Here is a 22,491-nt window from a genome sequence, read left to right on the forward strand (position 1 = left end):
TCTGTCGCCGAGCTGCGCGCCCAGGCACGCGCTTCATTCGTGCGCCTGGGCCACCGCCACGATGTTCTCGCCGCCTTCTTCCTTCACGCGGGTCTGCGCCTTACCGGACTTTCCTGAAGAGGGTTAGGAATCCACCCGCTCAGAGACTTCGAAGCGTCCCGCCGTGACGACGTGCTTGTTCTCCACGACGAGCTTCGCGGCGCGCAGGGTGCCCCGGACCTCCAGGGCGTAGTCGTTGTACTGCGCCTGGACATGCGTGGCCTCCAGGTTGCCGCCGATGATGACCGGGCCCTGGGACTTGAGCGTCTCGCAGGTGAAGTCACCGCCGACGAACAGCGAGGCGCCTTGGGGGTTTGCGGCCCCACCCTTCACCGTCAGGTTGCCCGTCACCATCAACGCGCCGACCTTCAGCGGGCCGTCGACCTCCAGGTTGCCGTGATGGACGTAGCTCGACTTGGAGACCTTCTTCACCTTCTTGTCCTTGGGCGGTTCCGCGATGGCCGCCTGGATGAGCTCGATGCCCGCGAAGACGAGGTCCGGGTTCATCGAGGACTGTTCCTCGATGCCCTCGAAGAACGCATCGATGGTGACGAAGTGCGCCTCCACGAAGACCGCGTCCATGATGAGGCGGAGCTTCTCCCATGAAGCGGGTCGCACGCCCGGCGGCGCGGCGCCTTGGAGATAGCGGACGACCTTCTCTTCCGAGAGGCCCTTGGGCTTCTTGGGTGGAGGCGGGCGCTGGGACTTCGTCGGCAGCAGCAGCTCCACCAGCAGGGCCGGAACCTTGCGGCTGTGTCGCGAGGTTCGTGCCGCGCCCAGCACGCTCTGCCCTCCTGGAGTCAGACCACGCGGGTCCGCGCCCTGCTCGATGAGGAACCGGACCACGCGGTCCGCGCCGAACTCCGCCGCGCGGTGCAGCGGCGTGTCGTAGCGGTATGGCGCGAGGAGGTTGGCGCCGTACTCCTTCAAGAGCTGGAGGAGCTCCACGTTGTTCTGGGTGACGGCGAGCAGCACCGGCGTGTGCTGGTTCTGGTCAACGAAGTCCAGGCTCACGCCCCCGGCGAGCATCTGGCGGATCTTCCCGAGCGCCACCTCGTTCTCCGCACGCTCCTTGGCCAAGCGCTCGTCGAAGCTGTCCGCTTCGTAGACCTGGACATGGTCCTCGAGGTGTTTATGGCTCTGGACTTGTCGGAAGAGTTTGGTCAGCTCGTACTGCTGTTCCGTCATGGTGTGTGGCCTCGGCGCTTCGCGAATCCATCGCGTGACTCGGGCGTGAATGCAACCCCGGACACGGGCCGTGCCTCAGTCCGCGCGCGTTCCACCCAGCGCGGGCAATCGCCGACGGAGGAACTCTCCAGGAGGACCTCCCGTGAACTGCCGGAAATCGCGAATGAGGTGGGCTTGATCGAAGTAGCCCTGCTCCAACGCGAGGCGGGCCTGGCTCTCCGCCGCGCCGGACTTCAGCACCTGGATGACACGGTCGAAGCGGATGAGTCGCGCGAGCAGCTTGGGCGTCAGGCCCAGCTCCTGACCACATCGCGCGATGACGTGCTTCTGGCTGAAGCCCAGCTCCCGGGCCAGCTCGCCAATCTCCACCTGTCCGCCACTGGCGCGCAGCCGCTGCCACGTCCAGGTGATGACGGGTGAAACCTCGGGCGCCGTGAGGATGCGTGAGAGGAGGAGCTGGTCCAGCAGCGCGAAGCGGGCCTCCCAGGACGGCGCCTCGACGAGCCGCTCCGTGAGCAGCGGCCCCTCCGCGCCGAGCACCGACTCCAGTCCGACGACCTGCCGCGCGAGGTGATGCAGCGGTATGCCGAAGAACCGTCGTGCGCCCACGGGGGTGAAGTTCACCTGCATGCCGTTCATCGACCCGGCCGTCTCGGTGATGGAGTACCCGTCATCCAGCCCCGCGACGAAGCCGACCGGATGCCGGCCGAGCGGTCGCCCCGTCCTCGGGTCGACGATGCGCAGCGGCGGGCCGAAGTCGATGATGAGCACGACTTGCGGCGCGGGAAGCTCGCGTCGACGCACCGGGCCAGGGGTGGATTCACGATAGCCGCAGTAGTCGTGGACGTGCTCGCGCAGTCGGGCGTCGGGCGTGCCGAACACCAGCTCCCAACCACCCTGCTCGGAGGCCTGCCGGACCACTCGCGCATGGGGGCTTTGCGTGGTCATGCGGCACCCTCCGAAGACACGCCGTGTTGACGCCTTAGCATGGCCACCGGTGCCAATAAGGGACTTCCGGTGCCCGCCAACAAGGACCGGCTTCACCTCGCCATTGCCGCGGCCCGTTTTTGCGCCTATGGGACGGGAACGGCCCGTCCCACGGTGCCACTCCCCTGCGAGGACACAGCATGTCGCAAGTGCCTCTTCACATCGCCACCGAGTTCCCGGCTCGCTCGCTCGAAGAGTGGCGCCGACTCGTGGACAAGGACCTGAAGGGCAAGCCCTTCACGTCGCTCCAGTCGCCGCTGGAAGGCGGGCTGACGCTCCAACCCCTCTACGCATCCCAGGACGCCGCGCCGCCGCCCCCGGGCGTCGCGCCGTACGTGCGAGGCACGCAGGCCCTGGGCCACACCGAGGGTGGATGGCTGGTGTGCCAGGAGTACGCCGAGCCGGACATCGCCGTCGCCGCCGAGGCCATCCGCAATGACCTGGAGCGCGGCACACTGGCGGTCTGGCTCTGCCTGGGCCCCACTCGCGGCATCCCCGTGAAGGACGAGGCCACGATGGAGCAACTGCTGGCCTCGGTGCTCCTGGCCCGCACTCCCGTGCACCTGGAGTCCGAGGCGGCGCCCGTCTCCATGGCGTCCCTGCTGTTGGGCGTCGCCACCAAGGCGGGTGTGTCGCGCAAGGCGCTGAGCGGCTCGCTGGGCATCGACCCGCTGGGCATCCTCGCTCGCACCGGCGCGCTGCCGGGTGGCGTCGACGCGATGTTCACCGAGGCCGCGCCGCTCGTCACTTCGCTGAGCGGGAGCGCGCCGGAGCTGCGCGCGCTGCTCATCTCGACGCGGGCATACTCGGACGCGGGCGCCACGTCGGTGCATGAGCTGGCGTGGGCCATCGCCACGGGCGTCGAGTACTTGCGCGGGATGGAGCGCGCGGGCGTGCCGCCGGAGGTCGCGGCGCGCTCGGTGCAGTTCGCGCTGTCCGTCGGCGGACAGTTCTTCCCGGAGATCGCCAAGCTGCGCGCCGCGCGGCTGCTCTGGGCCAAGGTCGTCGCGGCGTCGGGCGGCTCCCCCGAGGCGCAGGCCATGCGGCTGCATGCGCGCACCGCGAGCGCCACGAAGACACAGCGCGACCCGTGGGTGAACATCCTGCGCGGCACGGCCGAGTCCTTCGCAGCGGTCGTCGCGGGCGCGGACAGCGTCAGCACGTCGCCCTTCGACGAGCCGCTGGGTGCTCCCGATGAAGGCGCGCGCAGGCTCGCGCGAAACACACAGCTCATCCTGCGCGACGAGTCCAGCCTCAACCGCGTCGCGGACCCGGCGGGCGGCAGCTACTACCTGGAGCAGCTCACCACCGAAATCGCGCGAGCGGCCTGGACGGAGCTGCAGCGAATCGAAGGCCTGGGCGGCATGGAGAAGGCGCTCACTCAAGGCGATATCGCCCGCGTGCTCACGGAGACGCGCGCGGCGCGGGACAAGGCCGTGCGCACGCGCAAGCAGCCCATCGTCGGAGTGAGCGAGTTCCCCTTCCTGGGTGAGACGCCCGTGAAGCGCGAGGCCCGCAAGGCCTTCGGCGTCGAGAATTCCGCGCGAGTCCCCGGCGTCACAGAGGGCGCGGAGGTGAGCAGGAGTGTGGGCCTCAAGCCCTCTCGCATCTCGGAGCCTTTCGAGCTGCTGCGCGACGCGAGTGATCGCACGCTCGCGGCGAAGGGCCAGCGCCCCACCGCGTTCCTCGCGAGCCTGGGCGCGGTGGCGGAGCACACGACACGGTCCATGTGGGTGGTCAACGCTCTGGCCGCGGGAGGCATCGAGTCGCGCGAGAAGCACGGCTTCGCCGACCCCGCCGCCGCCGTGGCCGCCTTCGCGGAGTCCGGCGCGTCCCTCGCGGTCATCTCCGGACCGGACGCGATGTATCCGGAGTGGGTGCCCGCGCTGACCAGCCAGCTCAAGGCCAAGGGCGCACGCGTGGTCGCCGTGGCGGGTCGTCCTGGTGATAACGAGGCCGCGTTCCGCGCGGCTGGTGTGGACCTCTTCATCTACGCGGGAGCGGACCTGTTCTCGCTCCTGTCCTCGCTGCACGCGCAGCTCGGAGTGGCCTGATGCGCACCCACGTCCCGAACTTCTCCGGCATCGACTTCGACGCACCCGAGACGCAGGCGCCCACGCCCGCACTCAATGCGCAGGGCAGCCAGGCCGCCACCAGCCGGCGCGACGCCGAACACTGGGACACGCCCGAGGGCATCCCGGTCAAGCCCGTGTACACGCGCGAGGACCTGGCGGACGTCGAGCACCTGGGCTCGCTGCCGGGACTGCCGCCGTTCGTACGCGGCCCCTACTCCACCATGTACGTGCAGCAGCCGTGGACGGTGCGCCAGTACGCGGGCTTCTCCACGGCCGAGGCGTCCAACGCCTTCTACCGGCGCAACCTCGCGGCCGGTCAGAAGGGCTTGTCCATCGCGTTCGACCTCGCGACGCACCGGGGCTACGACAGCGACCATCCTCGCGTCGCGGGCGACGTGGGCATGGCGGGCGTGGCCATCGACTCCATCAAGGACATGCGCATCCTGTTCGACCGCATCCCGCTCGACCAGATGAGCGTGTCGATGACGATGAACGGCGCGGTGCTGCCCATCCTCGCGCTCTACGTCGTCGCGGCCGAGGAACAGGGCGTCAAGCCCGAGCAGCTCAGCGGGACCATCCAGAACGACATCCTCAAGGAGTTCATGGTCCGCAACACGTACATCTACCCGCCGGGTCCGTCGATGCGCATCATCGGCGACATCTTCCGCTTCACCGCCGAGAAGATGCCGCGCTTCAACAGCATCAGCATCAGCGGCTACCACATGCAGGAGGCGGGAGCGACGCAGGACCTGGAGCTGGGCTACACGCTCGCGGACGGCGTGGAGTACGTGCGCGCGGGTCTCGCGGCGGGCCTGGGAGTGGATGCCTTCGCGCCCCGGCTGTCGTTCTTCTGGGCCATCGGCATGAACTTCTTCATGGAGGTGGCGAAGATGCGCGCGGCCCGGATGATCTGGGCCAGGCTCATCAAGGGCTTCAGCCCCAAGAGCGACAAGAGCCTGGCGCTGCGCACCCACTCGCAGACCTCCGGCTGGAGCCTCACCGCGCAGGACGTGTACAACAACGTGGTGCGCACCTGCGTGGAGGCGATGGCCGCCACCCAGGGCCACACGCAGAGCTTGCACACCAACTCGCTCGATGAAGCGATTGCGCTGCCCACCGACTTCAGCGCGCGCATCGCCCGCAACACCCAGTTGTATCTCCAGCTCGAGAGCGGGACGACGCGCGTCATCGACCCGTGGGGCGGCAGCTACTACGTGGAGCGGCTCACCCACGAGCTCGCGCAGAAGGCATGGGGCCACATCCAGGAGGTCGAAGCGCTGGGTGGCATGACGAAGGCGATTGAAGCGGGCCTCCCCAAGCTGCGCATCGAGGAGGCGGCGGCCCGCACGCAGGCGCGCATCGACTCCGGCCGTCAGGCCATCATCGGCGTGAACAAGTACCCGCCCGAGCGCCCCGACAACATCGAGATCCTCAAGGTGGACAACTCCGCGGTGCGCGAGGCGCAGATCGCCCGGCTCAAGGAGCTCCGCGCGGAGCGCAACGCGGAGGAAGTGCGGCGGAGGCTGGACGCGCTGACGGAGGCGGGCCGACGCAACGAGGGCAATCTCCTGGCGCTGGCCATCGACGCGGCGCGGGCGAAGGCCACGGTGGGAGAAATCAGCGACTCGCTCGAGAAGGTCTTCGGGCGCTACGAGGCCACGGTGCGAAGCGTGTCCGGCGTGTATTCGAGCGAAGCAGGCAAGGACTCCCAGGGAATCATCCAGGCACGCGCCGCCGCGGACGCGTTCCTCGCGCGGTTCGGCCGTCGGCCGCGCATCCTCATCGCGAAGATGGGGCAGGACGGGCATGACCGGGGACAGAAGGTCATCGCCACGGCCTTCGCGGACCTGGGCTTCGACGTGGACATCGGCCCGCTCTTCCAGACGCCCGAGGAGTCCGCGCGTCAGGCCGTGGAGAACGACGTCCACGTCGTGGGCGCCAGCTCCCTGGCCGCGGGCCACCTCACGCTGGTGCCTCAGCTCAAGCGCGCCCTGCGCGAGCTGGGCCGTGAGGACATCATGGTCGTCGTCGGCGGTGTCATCCCGGCGCAGGACTATGACGAGCTTCGCGCCGCGGGCGCCGCCGCCATCTTCGGCCCCGGCACCGTCATCTCGAAGGCCGCGGTGGAGCTGCTGGAGAAGCTCTCGGCGGCGCAGGAGGAGGCGTGAAGCTGCTGACGGCGGAGGCCTATGTGGAAGGCGTCCGCTCGGGCGACCGGTCCGTGCTGGCTCGCGCCATCACCCTGGTGGAGAGCGGGCACCCGCGCCACCAGTCGCTCGCCCAGGAAGTGCTCACCCGGTTGCTCCCTCACACGGGTGGCAGCCGACGGGTGGGCATCAGCGGCGTGCCCGGCGTGGGCAAGAGCACCTTCATCGACGCGCTGGGCATGCACCTGGTGGGCGAAGGAAGGCGCGTCGCGGTGCTCGCCATCGACCCGTCGAGCACCATCTCCGGCGGCAGCATCCTGGGCGACAAGACGCGCATGGCCCGGCTGTCGCGTGAGACGGCGGCCTATATCCGTCCCAGTCCCTCCAGCGGAACGCTGGGCGGTGTCGCACGCAAGACTCGCGAGACGCTGCTCCTGTGCGAGGCCGCGGGCTTCGACGTGGTGTTGGTGGAGACGGTGGGCGTGGGCCAGTCGGAGACGGTGGTCGCCGACATGGTGGACTTCTACCTGGTGCTGATGCTCGCGGGTGCGGGGGACGAGCTCCAGGGAATCAAGCGCGGCATCCTGGAAGTGGCGGACATGCTCGCCATCAACAAGGCGGACGGTGACAACCAGCCCCGCGCGGAGCGCGCTCGCGCCGAGTACCGCGCCGCGCTGCACCTGATGCGTCCCGGCAACGAGCCCGTGGTGACGACGTGCAGCGCGATGGAGGGCACGGGCATCGCTTCGCTGTGGAGTTCGCTGGAAGCGCAACTGGACAAGCGCGTGGCTTCTGGAGCGATGGAGCAGCGTCGGCACGCTCAGCAGGTGGGCTGGATGTGGTCCATGGTGCAGGACGGCCTGCGGGCGGCCCTGCATGCGAACCCCACGGTGGCCGCCCTGTTCCCCCAGTTGGAACATGACGTGCGTGAGGGCCGTGCCACGGCGACGTCCGCCGCACTGCGCGTCCTGGGTGCATTCCTCCCGGAATCGAGGGCTTGACAGTCCGCGTCGAGCCTCGGCCGTCCCCGCTTCAATCGCTTGCCCGACACCCACCGCGCTCCTACTGTACGCGGCGTGCGAAACGTCCAGTTGACCCCGGTCCCCGGGCCCTACAAGCCGCGATTCCATGTGCGAATCGTGACGGCCGCCTCCCTGTTCGACGGGCATGACGCGGCCATCAATGTCATGCGCCGGCTGATGCAGTCCTCGGGCGCCGAAATCATCCACCTGGGACACAACCGCTCGGTCTCTGAAATCGTCGACTGCGCCATCCAGGAAGATGCCCAGGGCATCGCCATCACCTCCTACCAGGGAGGCCACGTCGAGTACTTCAAGTACATGATCGACCTGCTGAAACAGCGCGGGGCGAACATCAAGGTCTTCGGCGGCGGTGGCGGCACCATCCTCCCCACGGAAATCGAAGAGCTGCATGCCTACGGCGTGACGCGCATCTATTCCCCGGACGATGGCCGCTCCATGGGCCTCCAGGGGATGATCGACCACCTCATCTCGGAGTGTGACTTCGAGAAGCGCCCCGCGGACTACGGGCCGGCCGTCGCGGCCATGCCGGTGCGCGACTCGATGAAGATCGCCTCGCTCATCACCATCGCGGAGAACTTCGCGAGCGCCGGAGACGCGCTGCGCGACGCGATGACGAAGCTGAGCGCGAAGCAGCCGCGCGTGCCCGTGCTGGGAATCACTGGTACCGGTGGCGCGGGCAAGTCCAGCCTCGTTGACGAGCTGGTGCGCCGCTTCCTCGCGGACTTCCCGGACAAGACGCTGGCGGTGCTCTCCGTGGACCCGTCGAAGCGCAAGTCGGGCGGCGCGTTGCTCGGTGACCGCATCCGCATGAACGCCATCGACAACCAGCGCGTCTACATGCGCTCCATGGCGACCCGGCAGAGCAACCTCGCGCTGTCCAAGCACGTGGGTGACTCCATCGAGGTGTGCAAGGCCGCGGGCTTCGACCTCATCGTGGTGGAGACCTCCGGCATCGGTCAGTCCGACACGGAGATCATCGAGCACTCGGACGTCTCGCTCTACGTGATGACGGCCGAGTACGGCGCGGCGACGCAGCTCGAGAAGATCGACATGCTCGACTTCGCGGACGTCATCGCCATCAACAAGTTCGACAAGCGCGGCTCGCTGGATGCGCTGCGCGACGTGCGCAAGCAGTGGAAGCGCAACCACAACGCGTTCACCACGGCGGATGACTCGGTGCCCGTGTACGGCACCATCGCCTCGCAGTTCAATGACCCGGGGATGAACCAGCTCTATCGGGCCATCGTCGACACCGTGGTTCGCAAGACAGGCGCCCCGCTCCAGTCGCACCTGGAGCCGACGCCGGGCATGAGCGAGAAGAAGTGGATCATCCCGCCTGATCGCACCCGCTACCTCGCGGAGATCGTCGAGACGTGCGAGGCGTACGACAAGTTCGCCCGCTCCCAGGCTGCGGTGGCGCGGCGGATGTATCAGCTCCACGGCACCATCGAGGCGCTGCGACAGAACGTCGGCAAGAAGCGCCTGGAGATCGTCGAGCCGAAGGACACGTCCGACGTGGTGCACGTCACCGAGCGCGTCGAGGGCGAGCCCGCGTACCTGAGCGAGCTGGTGGAGCTGTACAAGGACCTGGAGTCCCGCCTGGACCCCGACTGCCGTCGGCTGCTGACTGAGTGGCCCGCGACCAAGCGGCGCTACGCGGCGTCCAAGTACCAGTACCAGGTGCGCGACAAGGTCATCGAGCTGGACCTGTTCACCGAGTCGCTGTCGCACCTGCGCATCCCGAAGATCGCCCTGCCCCGCTACGAGGACTGGGGCGACATCCTCATCTGGCTGCTGCGGGAGAACGCGCCGGGCGCGTACCCGTTCACCTCCGGCGTCTTCCCGCTCAAGCGCGAGGGTGAGGACCCGGCGCGCATGTTCGCGGGTGAAGGCGGCCCGGAGCGCACCAACAAGCGCTTCCATTACGTGTCACGCGGCCTGCCCGCGAAGCGCCTGTCCACCGCGTTCGACTCCGTCACGCTGTACGGCGAGGACCCGGACCACCGGCCGGACATCTACGGCAAGGTCGGCAACTCCGGCGTGTCCATCGCCAACGTGGACGACGCGAAGAAGCTCTACTCGGGCTTCGACCTGGCGGACCCGGCCACGTCGGTGTCGATGACCATCAACGGCCCCGCGCCGATGCTGCTCGGGTTCTTCCTGAACGCGGCGGTGGACCAGCAGTGCGAGAAGTGGATTCGCGCCAACAACAAGGTCGACGAGGTCGAGAAGAAGATCGACGCGATCTACCGGGAGCGCGGGGTGCCTCGGCCCCGCTACCAGGGTGACCTGCCGCAGGGGAGTGACGGACTGGGCCTGCTGCTCCTCGGCGTGTCGGGCGACGAGGTGCTGCCGCGCGACGTCTACGAGAAGATCCGCGCGACGACGCTCCAGCAGGTGCGCGGCACGGTGCAGGCGGACATCCTGAAGGAGGACCAGGCGCAGAACACCTGCATCTTCTCCACGGAGTTCGCGCTGCGGGTGATGGGCGACATCCAGCAGTACTTCACCGACAAGAAGGTGAGGAACTTCTACTCGGTGTCCATCTCTGGCTACCACATCGCGGAGGCAGGGGCGAACCCCATCTCCCAGCTGGCCTTCACGCTGGCCAATGGCTTCACCTTCGTCGAGTACTACCTGTCGCGCGGGATGCACATCGACGACTTCGCGCCCAACCTCTCGTTCTTCTTCTCGAACGGAATGGACCCGGAGTACGCGGTGCTGGGCCGCGTGGCGCGCCGCATCTGGGCCAAGGCCATCCGCGACAAGTACGGCGGCAATGACCGCTCGCAGAAGCTGAAGTACCACATCCAGACGTCGGGCCGTTCCCTGCACGCGCAGGAGATCGCCTTCAACGACATCCGGACCACGCTCCAGGCGTTGCTGGCACTCAACGACAACTGCAACTCGTTGCACACCAACGCGTACGACGAGGCCATCACCACGCCCACGGAGGAGAGCGTGCGGCGCGCGCTCGCCATCCAGCTCATCATCAACAAGGAGTTCGGGCTCTCCAAGAACGAGAACCCCAACCAGGGCGCGTTCATCATCGATGAGCTGACGGACCTGGTGGAGGCGGCGGTGCTCACGGAGTTCCGCGCCATCTCCGAGCGCGGCGGCGTGCTGGGCGCGATGGAGCGCATGTACCAGCGGTCCAAGATTCAAGAGGAGTCGCTGTACTACGAGATGCAGAAGCACGACGGGACGCTGCCCATCATCGGGGTGAACACGTTCCTGGACCCGAAGGGCTCTCCGACGGTGACGCCGCCGGAGGTGATTCGCGCGACAAAGGAGGAGAAGGACTACTCCATCACCGCGAGGGACGCCTTCTGGAAGCGCAACGCGGCGACGGCTCCGGCGGCGCTGGAGGCCGTGAAGCGCGCGGCGCTCGACAACGGCAACATCTTCTCCGCCCTGATGGACGCCTGTAAGGTCTGCACGCTCGGCCAGCTCTCCCGCGCGCTGTACGAGGTGGGTGGGCAGTACCGACGGAACATGTAGTGCTCCAGGGGCCCCGCGCGACACGGGGCCCCTGCCCTCCGCTCACTTCTTGGAGCGCGTGGGCCGTTTTTCGACGGACTGCCATGCAGCACGCGCAAGCACCGGGATGGCCGCACGCAAGTCCGTCTTCGTCCGTCCCGCGAGCCAGTCGCGCACCAGTTCCTGTGCGGGCCCGCGAAGGATGGCGAGGAAGAGTTCGAAGGACATCTCCTCGAACGCGCCGTCCCGGACATGCGCCTGCCACCAGTCCTTCATCTGCCGGAAGAAGCCCTTGTTCTGCTCGCGGATGCTCGCCTCGGCGGCCACGACCGCGGCGACACCTCGAGCACCCATGAGGAAGCGCGTCGCATCTGGCCGCGCCAGCGACCACTCCAGGTGATGGCGAACGAGCGCCTCGACGCCCTCACGGGCTGCCGGCTGCGCCTTGAGCACGTCCACCACCCCTGACTGGTACTCGCCCAGGACGTCCAGGTAGAGCGCCGCGGCAATCGCGTCCTTGCTCTCGAACAGGTGGTAGATGCTCCCCGTGCTGGCCCCCGAGCGCTCACGGATGGCCGCCAGGGTCGTCCCCTCGACGCCCCGCTCCAGGAAACACTCCAGCGCCGCCTTGAGGACCTCTTCTCTCCGGTGACCCGGGTTGCGCATCCCTCTACCCTACATTAGAACGTCATTCTAGAACGATATTCTACACAGCCGGGAGGCCGCCGTGGAGTCACTCATGGAGATGGGTCAGCAGGTGCTCAAGCAGCAGGCGTTCAGCACGCTGATGGGGACCCGGTTGGTGCATCTGACGAAGGGCGAGGTGGTTCTGGAGCTGCCGCTGCGCGAGGAGCTGCGTCAGCAGTACGGCTTCGTGCACGGGGGAGTGCTCAGCTACATGGCCGACAACGCGCTCACCTTCGCCGGGGGCACGGCGATGACGGGGCCCGTCATCACGTCGGAGTTCAAGATCAACTACGTCCGTCCGGCCCAGGGCTCCATGCTCATCGCACGGGCTCGCGCGCTGCACGCCGGGCGCAGACAGTCCGTCTGCCACTGCGAAATCTTCGTCGTCACGGAAAAGGGCGAGACGCTGGTGGCCGTGGCCCAGGGCACCATCGCCGCCATGGCGCCTCGCGAGGAGTCATGAACTCCGCAGCGGTGCCCGTGCCGCAAGGCCCACCGAGCACAACGCCAGCGCTTCACGAGCAGTGGCCCCGGGTGCGCCAGTTGTTCTCCAGGGCCTTCGCCAGCTCCCTGCACTTCGCCATCGCCAGCGTCGATGCGCGAGGAGCACCCCACGTCGCGCCCATTGGCTCCGTGCTGCTGGGTGAGCCCGGGCGCGGCATCTTCTTCGAGGTCTTCGCGCGGCAGCTCCCGGCGAACCTCGCGCGCGATGCCCGGGTGAGCATCCTCGCCGTGGACAGCGGCAAGCTGTTCTGGCTTCGCTCACTCTTCGCGGGGCGCTTTGCTCGCCCACCCGCGCTGCGACTCGTGGGGCACGTGCTCGGCCCTCCTCGACGCGCCACACCCGAGGAGCAACAGCGCTTCGCGCGACGCGTGCGACGACTCCGGTGGCTCAAGGGCCACGCGCGACTCTGGAGCCAGCTCGAACATGTGCGGGATTTCGAGGTCGAACGAATCGAGTCCGTTCACCTCGGGGCCATGACGGCGGGCCTGTCGTAACGGCCCACCCGTCACCGCCAACCAACACCCTCGGGGCCCCGTGAGCACGTCGAGCGCGCATCACGGGCCCTCAAAGGGGCTTCAGCTCACAGCCACTTCGGAGACTGACGACGCGGAGGCGGCTCGGCCGCCTTCACGGGAGTCGGCGCCGGACCCGAGGACCGCGACGGAGCGCTGCCCCCACGCGACGGAGCACCGCCACCGCGCGACTGCTGTCCACCACCACGGCCCGAACCAGAGGAGCCGCCACCACCCCGCGCCGAACGGCCCGCCTCGGGACGCCCCTGGCCTCCGCCACCACCCCGGCGACGGCGTGACGAGCTACCGGGCTGGTTGCCACGGCCGCCACCACCACCGCCCTGCCCGCCTCGCGACTGCCCACCGGAATTCGAGCTGCGCGCGACAGGCTCGTCCACCGAGGCCGAGGCCCCAGGACGCGGCGCCGCGAGGCCCGAGCGGTACGGATGCTCCTCCACCACCGGCACGCTGCGGCGGATGGTCCGCTCGATGTCGCGCAGGTACGCGCGCTCCTCGCCGTCGCAGAAGGACACCGCGGTGCCCGTCGCTCCCGCGCGGCCCGTGCGGCCGATGCGGTGCACGTACTGCTCCGGCACGTTGGGCAGGTCGTAGTTGACGACGAAGCTCAACCCGTCGATGTCGATGCCACGCGCCGCGATGTCCGTGGCCACCAGCACCCGGAGCGCGCCGTTGCGGAAGTCGTCCAGCGCACGCTCACGCGCGTTCTGGCTCTTGTTGCCGTGAATCGCGGCGGCCGTGACACCGGAGCCCTCGAGCTGCTTGGCCACCCGGTTGGCGCCGTGCTTGGTGCGCGTGAAGACCAGCGCACGCTCAATCTTGCCGTCCTTCAGCAGGTGCGTGAGCAAGCCGCGCTTCTGCTCGCGCTCCACGAAGTACACCTGCTGAGCAACGGTCTCCGCCGTGCTGGAGACCGGCGTCACTTCCACCCGGATGGGGTCCGTGAGGATGTTGCGAGACAGGTCGACAATCTCCGGCGGCATCGTCGCGCTGAAGAAGAGCGTCTGCCGCTTCGAGGGCAGCGCCTTGATGACCTTGCGCACGTCATGGATGAAGCCCATGTCCAGCATGCGGTCCGCCTCGTCGAGCACGAACACCTCGAGCGAGCGCAGCGACACGTAACCCTGGTCCATCAAGTCGAGCAGGCGGCCAGGCGTCGCCACCAGCACATCCACGCCGCTCTTGAGCGACTGCACCTGCGCGCCCTGGCCCACGCCGCCGAAAATCACCGCGTGGCGCAGCGGCAGGTTCTTGCCGTACGTCACGAAGCTCTCGCTCACCTGCCCCGCGAGCTCTCGCGTGGGAGTGAGCACCAGGCAACGCACGGGACGCGCGCCCCCGGTCGGCGCCTTGGCGGACAGACGCTGGAGAATCGGCAGCGCGAACGCCGCCGTCTTCCCCGTGCCCGTCTGGGCCACGCCGAGCACGTCCTTCCCAGCCAGGGCGTGTGGAATCGCCTTCATCTGGATGGGCGTAGGCGTGGTGTACCCCTCCGCCTTGACCGCGCGCAGGAGTGTGTCGTGAAGCTGCAATTCGTCGAAAGTCATGGATTCCTAGTCGAAGTGAGTCTGCTTCCTCGCCAGGCAAGGAAGCCCGCGCAGCGAGCCCAATCGAGTTCAATATCGAGGGCACCTGGCGGTGCGCGGTCCGGCCCGGCCGGCCGACCCGCTTGAGAATGTCGGAGAACAGGGGGGTCCTCCCGCCCATTCCACGCATTCGGCCGCGGACCCTGCCCTCTCCCGGGACGGATGTCCCGTGAAATCGAGCCCTTGACAGCCGCTTTTGTGGGGTGTCGGGCGAACGAAGAGGGCCCCGAGGCGTACAGCCCCGGGGCCCTCCTCACCCTTCCGTCATGCCCGTGCTTCGGACAGTGACGCCTGGAGCACTTCTGGCAGGGGCTCATACGTCCCCAGCCGCATGCTGGCCTGGGCCCGGCCCTGCGTCCTGCCCCGCAAGCCCGTCACGTAGCCAAAGAGGCTGGCCATGGGCACCCGCGCCGACACCACGCGGGCATTGCCCCGCGTCTCCATTCCCAGCACCCGGCCCCGCCGCGAGGCCAGGTCTCCCAACACCTCGCCCACGTACTCCTCGGGCGTGGTGACCTCCACGTCCATCACGGGCTCCAGCACCTGCACGCCCACCCGCCGCACCGCCTCCTGGAGCGCCAGGGAACCGGCCATGGAGAACGCCTGGGGCGTGGAGTCGCGCACGTGCGTGTCTCCATCCACCAGCCGGACCTCCACGTCCACGAGCGCCACGCCGTCCCGCACGCCTCGCTCCATGGCACCCGCCACACCCTTCTGGATGGCGGGCACCAGCTCCCTCGGAATGGAGCCGCCCTTCGTGTCGTCCACGAAGACGAGCCCCGCGCCACGCGCCGCCGGAGCCACGTCCAGCACCACGCGCGCATACTGTCCGGGCCCGCCCGTCTGACGGACGTGCCGGTACTCCTGGCGCACGGCGCGCTTGAGCGTGTCGCGGTAGGCCACCTTGGGCTGTCCCACGCGCGCCTCCACGCCGTACTCCGTCCTCAGTCGGTCCACGACCACCTCCAGGTGAAGCTCACCCATTCCGGACAGCAGCACCTGGCCGCTCTCCGGGTCCACGCCCACGCGCAGCGACGGGTCTTCCGCCGCCAGTCGATGCAGGCCCTCTTCCAGCTTCGGCAGCTCCGCGGGTGACTTCGCCTCCACGGCGAGGTGCACCACGGGCTCCGGGAAGCCGAGCGACTCCAGCACCACGGGTGCCTCGGGGTCGCTCAGCGTGTCTCCCGTGCGCACGTTCTTCAGGCCGAGCGCCGCCGCGATGTCTCCCGCATGGACTTCCGAGACCTCCTCCCTGCGATTGGCATGCATGAACATCAGCCGACCCACGCGCTCCCGCTTGCCCGTGGCGGGATTGAGCAGGACGGTGCCTGCGCGCAGCGTGCCCGAATAGACACGCAGGAAGACGATGTTGCCCACGTTCTTGTCACTCATCATCTTGAACACCAGCGCGGCCGGAGGACTGTCGTCCGTTGGCTCGCGCGAGGCACGTTGCTCCGTGCCCGGAACGAGTCCCTCCACCGCCGGAAGGTCCGAGGGCGCGGGCAGGTAGTCGACGACGGCGTCCAACAGCATCTGCACTCCCTTCTTCTTGAACGCCGAACCGGCGAGCACCGGCACCAGCGTGCGCGAGAGGGTTCCCGCGCGCAGCGCACGCACCAGGTCGTCCTCGGTGATGTCTTCCAGACGCCCGTCCACGAACTTCTCCATCACCGCGTCATCCACGTCCGCCGCCGCCTCGATGAGCCGCAGCCGCAACGTCTCCGCCCGCTGCCGGACGTCCTCCGGCACGGACAGCTCCTCGCGGTACTCACCGGCCTCTCCGTCGAAGTGGAGGGTCTTCATGCGCACCAGGTCCACGAGGCCGCGGAACTCCGACTCCTCGCCCAGCGGCAGCTGCACCGCCACGGCGCGAGCGCCCAGGCGCTCACGGATGGACTCCAGGCTCATGACGAAGTCCGCGCCCACCTTGTCCATCTTGTTGATGAACGCGATGCGCGGGACGCCGTAGCGGTCCGCCTGACGCCACACCGCCTCCGACTGGGGCTCCACGCCCTGGCTCGCATCGAACACGGCCACCGCGCCATCCAGCACGCGCAGGGAGCGCTCCACCTCGATGGTGAAGTCCACGTGTCCCGGCGTGTCCAGGATGTTGATGCGATGAGGCGTGCCCGCGGAGGGCCCGTGACGAGGTGACCAGAACGCGGTGGTGGCCGCGGAGGTGATGGTGATGCCGCGCTGCTTCTCCTGCGGCAGCCAGTCCATCTCCGTGGAGCCATCGTGCACTTCTCCCGTGGAGTGGATGCGCCCGGTGAAGAACAGGACGCGCTCGGTGAGCGTCGTCTTGCCCGCGTCGATGTGCGCCATGATGCCGATGTTGCGGTACCGCTCGATGCGAGTGTTGCGAGACATAAAAGACTCCTGTTCCCGTCGGGCAGCGAGGCCCACGGGTGGTGATGGATGAGAGAGGAGCCGGTTGGAGACACGACGGGCGTGGAGCCGTCAGGCGCACGCACGCGCGACATGCCGGAGGGGCTCGAAAGGCCCGCTCAGGGACGCGTGAGGACACACGACGGCTCAGACGGAGCCAGGGCGGAACCGGGCTTCACGACACGCGGGAACCAGCGACCCGCGCACCGGAAGGACTCCGGCCCGCCTGCTCAAATGTCGAGCAGAACCTCGTGACGGGGGGAAAGGCACACGTCCGCCGCCGGCGCGGGGAAGCGCGCAATCAGCAGGGCAGTGAAGGAGACGGGCCTCATGATGCGTATGAGTTAAGACAGACGACTGCCATTGTCAACTCACGGCCCTCGATATCCCCTGAAGCCCCGTGCGCAACGCGCGCGCGGCCCGCGCATCGGCGTGGCGACTTCAGGGGAAGAGGCCTGGCTCAGAGCCCCGCGTCCTTGCAGAGGTCGTCCTGCAACTCGGTCAGCGCCTTGCGGGCGCGCATGGGCTGGCAGGTGTTCTCCAGGAAGTAGGCGGAGCCGCCCACCGTGGCCGCCTTGAGCTTCGCGCCCAGAGCCGCCCAGCACCGCTCGAAGACCACCTTCTTCGCCTCCGCCGCGCGAGCGTCCGCCACGGGCAGGTCCAGCGCCGCGAGCACCGTCTCCCCGAGCGCCTCGTCCTTGCAGACGCCGGAGTCCTTCCGCTCCCCCACCGCCAGGGCGAAGAGGGGCATCGCCACGTATGCGAAGCGGCCTTGTCTCACGAGCCGGGCGGCCTTCAGCGCGGACTCCGGCCCCGTGCCCACCGCGAGCTGCTGATACGTCTCGACACAGTCGCGCCCCTCCTGCGCGAGGCAGCGCTCCAGCCCCTTCACCGCGCTCGCGTCACGCGCGGCGGTGTAGGGAGCTGCCTTGGCAAGGAAGGCATACCGCTGCCCCAGGGTCCGGGCCTTCCGCGCGGCGGCGAACGGCTCTTCGTCGGTGGGCGTCGCCGCTTCGACCGCCGCTGTCGCGGCATCCGTCACCAGATTCCGCCACGAGTCCGTGCGCGTCGCGGCGGGAACATCCTCCGCGCGCTCGAGCAACTCCGCCCAGGCCTTCTGTGAGGCCAGGGCCTGGAGGTCCGCGAGCGTCGCCGGGGGCCGGGCCGCGCCCACCGTCGACACCAGACACGTCAGCACCACCGCGCGTCGAATCATCGTCCGAGACTCCTGCCGAGGAACGCCGCCCCATCGGCCGCGCCCTCGCGGTGGGTGGTGAAGACGAGCGTGGACCCGCTGCGATCCAGCGCGAGCGCGGGACCGAAGCGACACGTCAACGCCGTGACATCCTTCAGCGCGGCACAGCGAGCCCGCGCCTGGGTGAGCAGCGGCGCACAGGCCGCCCAGACATCCACGTCCGCCATCACATCGTCACTGAACGTCTTCCAGTCGAAGGTGAAGGTCGCCGTCGTGCCACAAGCACCGCGCAGCGCCGTCAGGGCCTCGGCGGCGCGCGCGGTGTACTTCTTTTCCAGGTGGGGCCACGCCTTCTTCTCGAAGGCGGCGAGCCTCCCCGACTCACGTTGCAGGGAATGCGCGGTGAGCACCTCGGAGGCGGACACACGCTCCGTCGCCTCCGGATTGAACCGCACGCGGAAGGCAGGCTTGCCCGGAAGGAAGACGTCGTAGACACCGCTTTCACGCTCGGACGCCAGCACCCAGTCCGCGCCGCGATGACGGGCCACGTAGTCGACGCCACCTCGCGTGCCGCGCACCTTGCAGCGCACCGCGAGGCCGTCATGTTCGGAGTCGGCGCCCCGGACCTGGAGCACCGCCTCCGACGACTCGCGCGGAGCCAGCGCGACGACATCCAGCGTCTGACCATCCTTGCCCCGGTACACCTTGAGGGACAAGGCATCCAGGGACTCCGCCGCCACGGCCCCAGCGGACAGGAGCAGCGTGAGCACCATCGCCAGCTTCCGCGCCATACTCAGTTCAGCGCCTTCTCGAGCACGGCCTTGGTGTTGTCCTCGATGTTCGTGTGGTCCTTCCCCATGCGGTACGTGAGGGTGCCCTTGTCGAGCGAGATGTTCGCCTGCGTCGCCCCGTTGACGCTGGTGTCCTTCTTGTCCGCGGGCTTCACGCCGGCGAACAGGCACGACAAGCTGGTGACCTTCTTCGCGATCGACTTCTTGTACGCCGGGCGCTCACACAGGCTCGTCACCCCGTTGATCGCCGCTTCACAGTACGAGCTGAAGCTCGTGCCCGACCAGTCCTCCGGCTTGAAGTTCTGGAAGTCCGTCTTCACGGCGAGCTTCGTGCCGCACTTTTCATTGGCGGCCTTCAGCGCCTCGGCGGTCGACTCCTCGAAGGAGGCCTTGGCCTCCTCCTGCGCGGGCTTCAGGTCCTCCTCGGCGAAAGCGGACATCGACAGCAGGGTCACGACAGCGAACACGAGCTTCGAAGACATGCGGTGTCTCTCCTTGAAGTAGCGACATTCGCGAGTTTCGAAGTCTCCGGCTCCTGATGCAAGATTGGCCGAGGTCAACCCTACCTACCAGCGGGGGCGCCCCTCAGATGCTGAGGGCCCGCACGCGCGCGGCGAGGTTCTGGGTGAAGAGCCGGTAGATGCGCAGCGCGGCGGCCTCGTGCGTGTCCAGGTAGTGCTGGAAGCCGGCCCGGGTGATGCGCAGCGCTCGCACGGCCGTGCGCGCCTTCACCCGCGCGGACACGGGCGCGTCCTGGACCAGCGAGATTTCTCCCAGGTACGCCCCGGGCCCCAGCGTGTTGAGCCGGCGCGCGTCGTCCTCGGTGCCGCTGAAGACATCCACCGTGCCCTCCAGCAGCACGAAGAGGCCCACGCCCGCGGCGCCCTTCTCCAGCACCACCGCGCCCGCGGGGATGAGCACCTGACGGGCCACGCGATACAGGTCCTTCATGTCGTCCAGCGACAGCTCGCCGAAGATCGGAATCGCCTTGAGATACCCGTACCCGTTGGCCTCGGGTGAGGAGCTCTGGGACGGCAGCCGCGCGATGACGGCCTCCGCCTCCGCGTCCATGCCCATGCGACGCAAGAGGCGCGCCTTCTCCGCGGCCAGCGCCGGGTCGCCTCGCGCGACCTCCGAGCCCCGCATCGTATCCGCGAGCAGTGCCAGCGCCCGCCGCGTGAAGCCCTCCGCGTCCAGCAACATGCACATGCGCAGCACCGACTCCACGTGCCGCGCGTCCCCCGCCGGCACGCTGCCCAGCGCCTCGACCTCCGCGTGGGGTTGGCCCAGCTCGCGGTAGATGAGCGCGGCCTCGTACGGACGACCCAGGCGGACCAGGCACTGGGCCACCGCCTCGCGCGAGCCCAGGCCCCGATACACCTCCAGCGCCCGCTCCAGCGCGCCACCGCGCTCGAAGGCCGCGGCGGCCCGGTCCGCTTCACCCGCGCGCAGGAAGGCCTCCGCCGCGTCCACGTACTGGCCTCCCTGGACGTAGAGCGCCGCCATGCGCGCATCCTCGCCACAGCCCACCAGGAGCCGCGCGGCACCGGAGAAGTCCCGAGCCCACCGCAGCACCTCCGCCAACCGCTGGCGCACCTCCGGAGGCGTCAACGCCGCGTCACGCAGCAGGCGTTCCCGCTGCGCCGCGCCCAGCTCCTCGTAGAGCCGCGCGGCCGTCGCGGCCGACTCCAGCCCCATCAGGGATTGCAGCGCCTGGAGCGTGCCCTCCGCACCAGCTCGTTCCCCGCTCGACTCGGGCACTTCCGACTCGGACCCCGCCATTGCGCGTCCCCCTGGCCGGGAGATGAGACCCCCACGTCGACGACCCTACCCAAGGGCCCCGACGTCCCGGCAGACGTGCGCCGGCTATATCACCCCTCGTGGTGCCCCGGAGAGGCGGGTTCATGGGGTCCGCGCGCGACGACGGCGGCGCGGGCTTCAGCGGACGACGATGAGCTCCGTGTCGAAGATGAGCACCGAATACGAGGGAATGGCGCCGGGGCTGCCCTCCGCCCCGTACGCCAGCGACGAAGGGATGACGAGGCGCCGCTTGCCGCCCACGCGCATGCCCGCGATGCCCTGGTCCCAACCGTCGATGACCCGTCCCTGCCCCAGGATGAAGTCCAGCGGGGACTTGCCCTCCGACGAGTCGAACTTCTGACCGTCCGGCAGCCAGCCCGTGTAGTGCACATAGACGCGCCGGCCCGCGGTGGCCGCGTCGCCCGCGCCCGGCTCCCCGAGGTCCTGGAGATAGAGGCCGCTGGGCAGCAGCGTCATCGCCGCCAGGTCCACGTTCAGGCTCTCCGCGTACGTCACCTTGGTGGGGTCGCCATTGTCCGGGTTGCCCAGCGGCGGCGTATTGGGGTCCTCGCTTCCACAGCCCACCAGGGGAAGGAGCAAGGCGCAGAGCAGCAGGGAGCGAAGCATGGGGGTCCTCGAGAAGAAGGCCGGAGTCCGGCGATGAACGAGCCCCAGCCTGCCCCGGAGCGGCGGCCCGCGAAAGCAGAAGCGTGACCGCCTGCCTGCCGACACGGGCACCACACCCGGCGCGAAATGCACGGGCGCCCCCGACAGGCTTCCGCTATGCAGGAGCGCGATGCCACGCTGGCTCAGCCTCCTCATCTTCTTCGTCCCGGTCCTCTCGCTGCTGGCGACCGCGCACGTCTACCTCTACCGCCGACTTGTCCGAGACCAGACCGCGCGACGGGGGCTGCGCCTCGGCGCCCAGGCCGTGTTCGGCTTCGGCTTCCTGGGGGCCGTCGGCTTCCGCTTCCTCGGCGCGCTGTTTCCCTCCGAGTTCGTGCGCATCCTGGGAATCGGCCTGCTCGTGTGGATGGGGCTGGTGTTGTACCTGCTCCTCTTCACGCTGGCCGTGGAGCTGGTCCAGCGCGCGGTGCGGTGGCGCGTCCGTCGCGCCGCGGCGCCCCTGGAGCAGCCCTCACAGCCCCCTTCTCCCGAGCGCCGGGCCATCCTCACCGGAGGCCTGGCCGTGGGCGCGGGGCTCGCGGGCGCCGGCGTGAGCACGTTCGGGGCGTGGCGCGCGTTCCACCCACCCGACGTGCGCGACATCCCCGTGCGCCTGCCCCGGCTCCCCAGGGCCCTGGATGGGTTCTCCCTGGTGCAGCTCACCGACATCCATGTCGGAGACGTCCTCCAGCGCCACTTCGTGGACGAGCTGGTGGCGCGCGCCAACGCCCTGAAGCCAGACGTCATCGCCATCACCGGCGACCTGGTGGATGGGTCCGTCGAGAGCCTGGGTGCCTTTGTCGCCGGCTTCGGAAGGCTGCGTGCCCGGAATGGAGTGTTCTTCGTCACGGGCAACCATGACTACTATTCTGGCGCATCGTCATGGGTGGCTTTCCTGGAGACTCTGGGCATCACCGTGCTGCGCAACCGCGCCGTGTCCATCGGCGACACGGGTGCGTCCTTCATGCTGGCGGGCGTGGACGACTGGAGCGCGGCCCGGATGGGCGAGCCCGGGTACGACCTGGATGCCGCCCTGCGAGGAGTGAGCCCGGACCGGGCCTCCGTCCTCCTGGCGCACCAGCCGTCCAACTTCGACGAGGTCGCCCGGCGCGGCGTGGGACTCCAGCTCTCCGGCCACACCCATGGCGGGCAGATGTTCCCCGGCAACCTCGTGGGCGACGCCATCTGGGGCAGCCGCAACGCGGGCCTCAGCCGCACCGGCGACTCCCAGCTCTACGTCAGCCGGGGCTGCGGCTTCGTCGGGCCCCCGATGCGCGTGGGAGCACCGCCGGAGATTGCTCGGCTGGTGCTGCTGCCCGGGTGACCACTCCCGGCGCGGCGGTCGACATCGTCCGTGATTCCGCCGGGTTGAGAGTGAAGGACC

Annotated in this window: 17 protein-coding genes; 7 read left to right on the forward strand and 10 right to left on the reverse strand. The window is 68.8% G+C overall.

Annotation, left to right across the window (positions count from 1 at the left end; all coding sequences use genetic code 11):
- Positions 1–123: 123 nt before the first annotated feature.
- Positions 124–1,227 carry an ankyrin repeat domain-containing protein gene (locus HUA76_RS43100; RefSeq protein ID WP_174464219.1) on the reverse strand — a complete coding sequence of 368 codons (1,104 nt, stop codon included), beginning with the start codon at positions 1,225–1,227 and terminating at the stop codon, positions 124–126.
- A gap of 75 nt (positions 1,228–1,302) precedes the next feature.
- Positions 1,303–2,175, reverse strand: a complete 873-nt coding sequence (locus HUA76_RS43105; protein WP_174464220.1) for a helix-turn-helix domain-containing protein — start codon at positions 2,173–2,175, stop codon at positions 1,303–1,305.
- Between the two features lie 179 nt (positions 2,176–2,354).
- On the opposite strand from HUA76_RS43105, the gene HUA76_RS43110 reads away from it, so the two are divergent.
- From HUA76_RS43110 to HUA76_RS43125, 4 genes are all read left to right on the forward strand, one after another.
- Positions 2,355–4,268 carry a methylmalonyl-CoA mutase subunit beta gene (locus HUA76_RS43110; RefSeq protein WP_174464221.1) on the forward strand — a complete coding sequence of 638 codons (1,914 nt, stop codon included), beginning with the start codon at positions 2,355–2,357 and terminating at the stop codon, positions 4,266–4,268.
- Positions 4,268–6,457 carry a methylmalonyl-CoA mutase gene (gene scpA / locus HUA76_RS43115; protein WP_174464222.1) on the forward strand — a complete coding sequence of 730 codons (2,190 nt, stop codon included), beginning with the start codon at positions 4,268–4,270 and terminating at the stop codon, positions 6,455–6,457. Before HUA76_RS43110 ends, scpA begins: the two co-directional genes overlap by 1 nt.
- Complete coding sequence (gene meaB / locus HUA76_RS43120) at positions 6,454–7,437, forward strand: methylmalonyl Co-A mutase-associated GTPase MeaB (protein ID WP_174456636.1); 984 nt, start codon at positions 6,454–6,456, stop codon at positions 7,435–7,437. The genes scpA and meaB overlap by 4 nt, the downstream gene beginning before the upstream one ends.
- A 75-nt stretch (positions 7,438–7,512) precedes the next feature.
- Positions 7,513–10,980, forward strand: a complete 3,468-nt coding sequence (locus tag HUA76_RS43125; protein ID WP_141645619.1) for a methylmalonyl-CoA mutase family protein — start codon at positions 7,513–7,515, stop codon at positions 10,978–10,980.
- 42 nt (positions 10,981–11,022) lie between these two features.
- Here the strand turns inward: HUA76_RS43125 and HUA76_RS43130 are convergent, their stop codons facing one another.
- Complete coding sequence (locus HUA76_RS43130) at positions 11,023–11,625, reverse strand: TetR/AcrR family transcriptional regulator (RefSeq protein WP_174464223.1); 603 nt, start codon at positions 11,623–11,625, stop codon at positions 11,023–11,025.
- Positions 11,626–11,686: 61 nt separating this feature from the next.
- Here HUA76_RS43130 and HUA76_RS43135 point away from each other — a divergent pair, with 61 nt between their 5' ends.
- Together HUA76_RS43135 and HUA76_RS43140 are read left to right on the forward strand one after the other, a co-directional pair.
- A complete protein-coding gene (locus HUA76_RS43135; RefSeq protein WP_220137893.1) occupies positions 11,687–12,109 on the forward strand; it encodes a PaaI family thioesterase in 423 nt (140 codons plus the stop codon).
- Positions 12,106–12,645: a pyridoxamine 5'-phosphate oxidase family protein gene (locus tag HUA76_RS43140; protein ID WP_174464224.1), complete on the forward strand. Its 540-nt coding sequence runs from the start codon at positions 12,106–12,108 to the stop codon at positions 12,643–12,645. Before HUA76_RS43135 ends, HUA76_RS43140 begins: the two co-directional genes overlap by 4 nt.
- Positions 12,646–12,731: 86 nt before the next feature.
- Here the strand turns inward: HUA76_RS43140 and HUA76_RS43145 are convergent, their stop codons facing one another.
- From HUA76_RS43145 to HUA76_RS43175, 7 genes are all read right to left on the reverse strand, one after another.
- Entirely contained in the window at positions 12,732–14,228 is a 1,497-nt protein-coding gene (locus HUA76_RS43145) for a DEAD/DEAH box helicase (protein ID WP_174464225.1), read from the reverse strand.
- 303 nt (positions 14,229–14,531) lie between these two features.
- Positions 14,532–16,637: an elongation factor G gene (fusA, locus tag HUA76_RS43150; RefSeq protein WP_174464226.1), complete on the reverse strand. Its 2,106-nt coding sequence runs from the start codon at positions 16,635–16,637 to the stop codon at positions 14,532–14,534.
- A 478-nt stretch (positions 16,638–17,115) separates the two neighbouring features.
- Complete coding sequence (locus HUA76_RS43155) at positions 17,116–17,871, reverse strand: hypothetical protein (protein ID WP_217440931.1); 756 nt, start codon at positions 17,869–17,871, stop codon at positions 17,116–17,118.
- Positions 17,868–18,641 (reverse strand): hypothetical protein, encoded by a 774-nt coding sequence (locus HUA76_RS43160; protein WP_254614874.1) that lies wholly within the window; start codon positions 18,639–18,641, stop codon positions 17,868–17,870. Before HUA76_RS43160 ends, HUA76_RS43155 begins: the two co-directional genes overlap by 4 nt.
- Before the next feature lie 2 nt (positions 18,642–18,643).
- On the reverse strand, positions 18,644–19,123 hold the full coding sequence (locus HUA76_RS43165; protein WP_174464227.1) for a hypothetical protein: 480 nt from the start codon (positions 19,121–19,123) through the stop codon (positions 18,644–18,646).
- Between the two features lie 103 nt (positions 19,124–19,226).
- On the reverse strand, positions 19,227–20,423 hold the full coding sequence (locus HUA76_RS43170) for a cyclic nucleotide-binding domain-containing protein (RefSeq protein WP_174464228.1): 1,197 nt from the start codon (positions 20,421–20,423) through the stop codon (positions 19,227–19,229).
- A gap of 156 nt (positions 20,424–20,579) precedes the next feature.
- A complete protein-coding gene (locus HUA76_RS43175) occupies positions 20,580–21,068 on the reverse strand; it encodes an FKBP-type peptidyl-prolyl cis-trans isomerase (protein WP_141645612.1) in 489 nt (162 codons plus the stop codon).
- A 169-nt stretch (positions 21,069–21,237) separates the two neighbouring features.
- On the opposite strand from HUA76_RS43175, the gene HUA76_RS43180 reads away from it, so the two are divergent.
- Positions 21,238–22,431 (forward strand): metallophosphoesterase, encoded by a 1,194-nt coding sequence (locus tag HUA76_RS43180; RefSeq protein ID WP_174464229.1) that lies wholly within the window; start codon positions 21,238–21,240, stop codon positions 22,429–22,431.
- Positions 22,432–22,491: the final 60 nt, after the last annotated feature.

The organism is Myxococcus sp. CA056 (assembly GCF_013336715.1).
GTDB lineage: Bacteria > Myxococcota > Myxococcia > Myxococcales > Myxococcaceae > Myxococcus > Myxococcus llanfairpwllgwyngyllgogerychwyrndrobwllllantysiliogogogochensis.

Excerpts from the sequence above, each read along its gene's own strand:
- HUA76_RS43100 (WP_174464219.1), bottom strand. The coding sequence starts at position 1,227 with ATGACGGAACAGCAGTACGAGCTGACCAAACTCTTCCGACAAGTCCAG.
- HUA76_RS43105 (WP_174464220.1), bottom strand. The coding sequence starts at position 2,175 with ATGACCACGCAAAGCCCCCATGCGCGAGTGGTCCGGCAGGCCTCCGAG.
- HUA76_RS43110 (WP_174464221.1), top strand. The coding sequence starts at position 2,355 with ATGTCGCAAGTGCCTCTTCACATCGCCACCGAGTTCCCGGCTCGCTCG.
- scpA (WP_174464222.1), top strand. The coding sequence starts at position 4,268 with ATGCGCACCCACGTCCCGAACTTCTCCGGCATCGACTTCGACGCACCC.
- HUA76_RS43130 (WP_174464223.1), bottom strand. The coding sequence starts at position 11,625 with ATGCGCAACCCGGGTCACCGGAGAGAAGAGGTCCTCAAGGCGGCGCTG.
- HUA76_RS43140 (WP_174464224.1), top strand. The coding sequence starts at position 12,106 with ATGAACTCCGCAGCGGTGCCCGTGCCGCAAGGCCCACCGAGCACAACG.
- HUA76_RS43145 (WP_174464225.1), bottom strand. The coding sequence starts at position 14,228 with ATGACTTTCGACGAATTGCAGCTTCACGACACACTCCTGCGCGCGGTC.
- fusA (WP_174464226.1), bottom strand. The coding sequence starts at position 16,637 with ATGTCTCGCAACACTCGCATCGAGCGGTACCGCAACATCGGCATCATG.
- HUA76_RS43155 (WP_217440931.1), bottom strand. The coding sequence starts at position 17,871 with ATGATTCGACGCGCGGTGGTGCTGACGTGTCTGGTGTCGACGGTGGGC.
- HUA76_RS43160 (WP_254614874.1), bottom strand. The coding sequence starts at position 18,641 with ATGGCGCGGAAGCTGGCGATGGTGCTCACGCTGCTCCTGTCCGCTGGG.
- HUA76_RS43165 (WP_174464227.1), bottom strand. The coding sequence starts at position 19,123 with ATGTCTTCGAAGCTCGTGTTCGCTGTCGTGACCCTGCTGTCGATGTCC.
- HUA76_RS43170 (WP_174464228.1), bottom strand. The coding sequence starts at position 20,423 with ATGGCGGGGTCCGAGTCGGAAGTGCCCGAGTCGAGCGGGGAACGAGCT.
- HUA76_RS43175 (WP_141645612.1), bottom strand. The coding sequence starts at position 21,068 with ATGCTTCGCTCCCTGCTGCTCTGCGCCTTGCTCCTTCCCCTGGTGGGC.
- HUA76_RS43180 (WP_174464229.1), top strand. The coding sequence starts at position 21,238 with ATGCCACGCTGGCTCAGCCTCCTCATCTTCTTCGTCCCGGTCCTCTCG.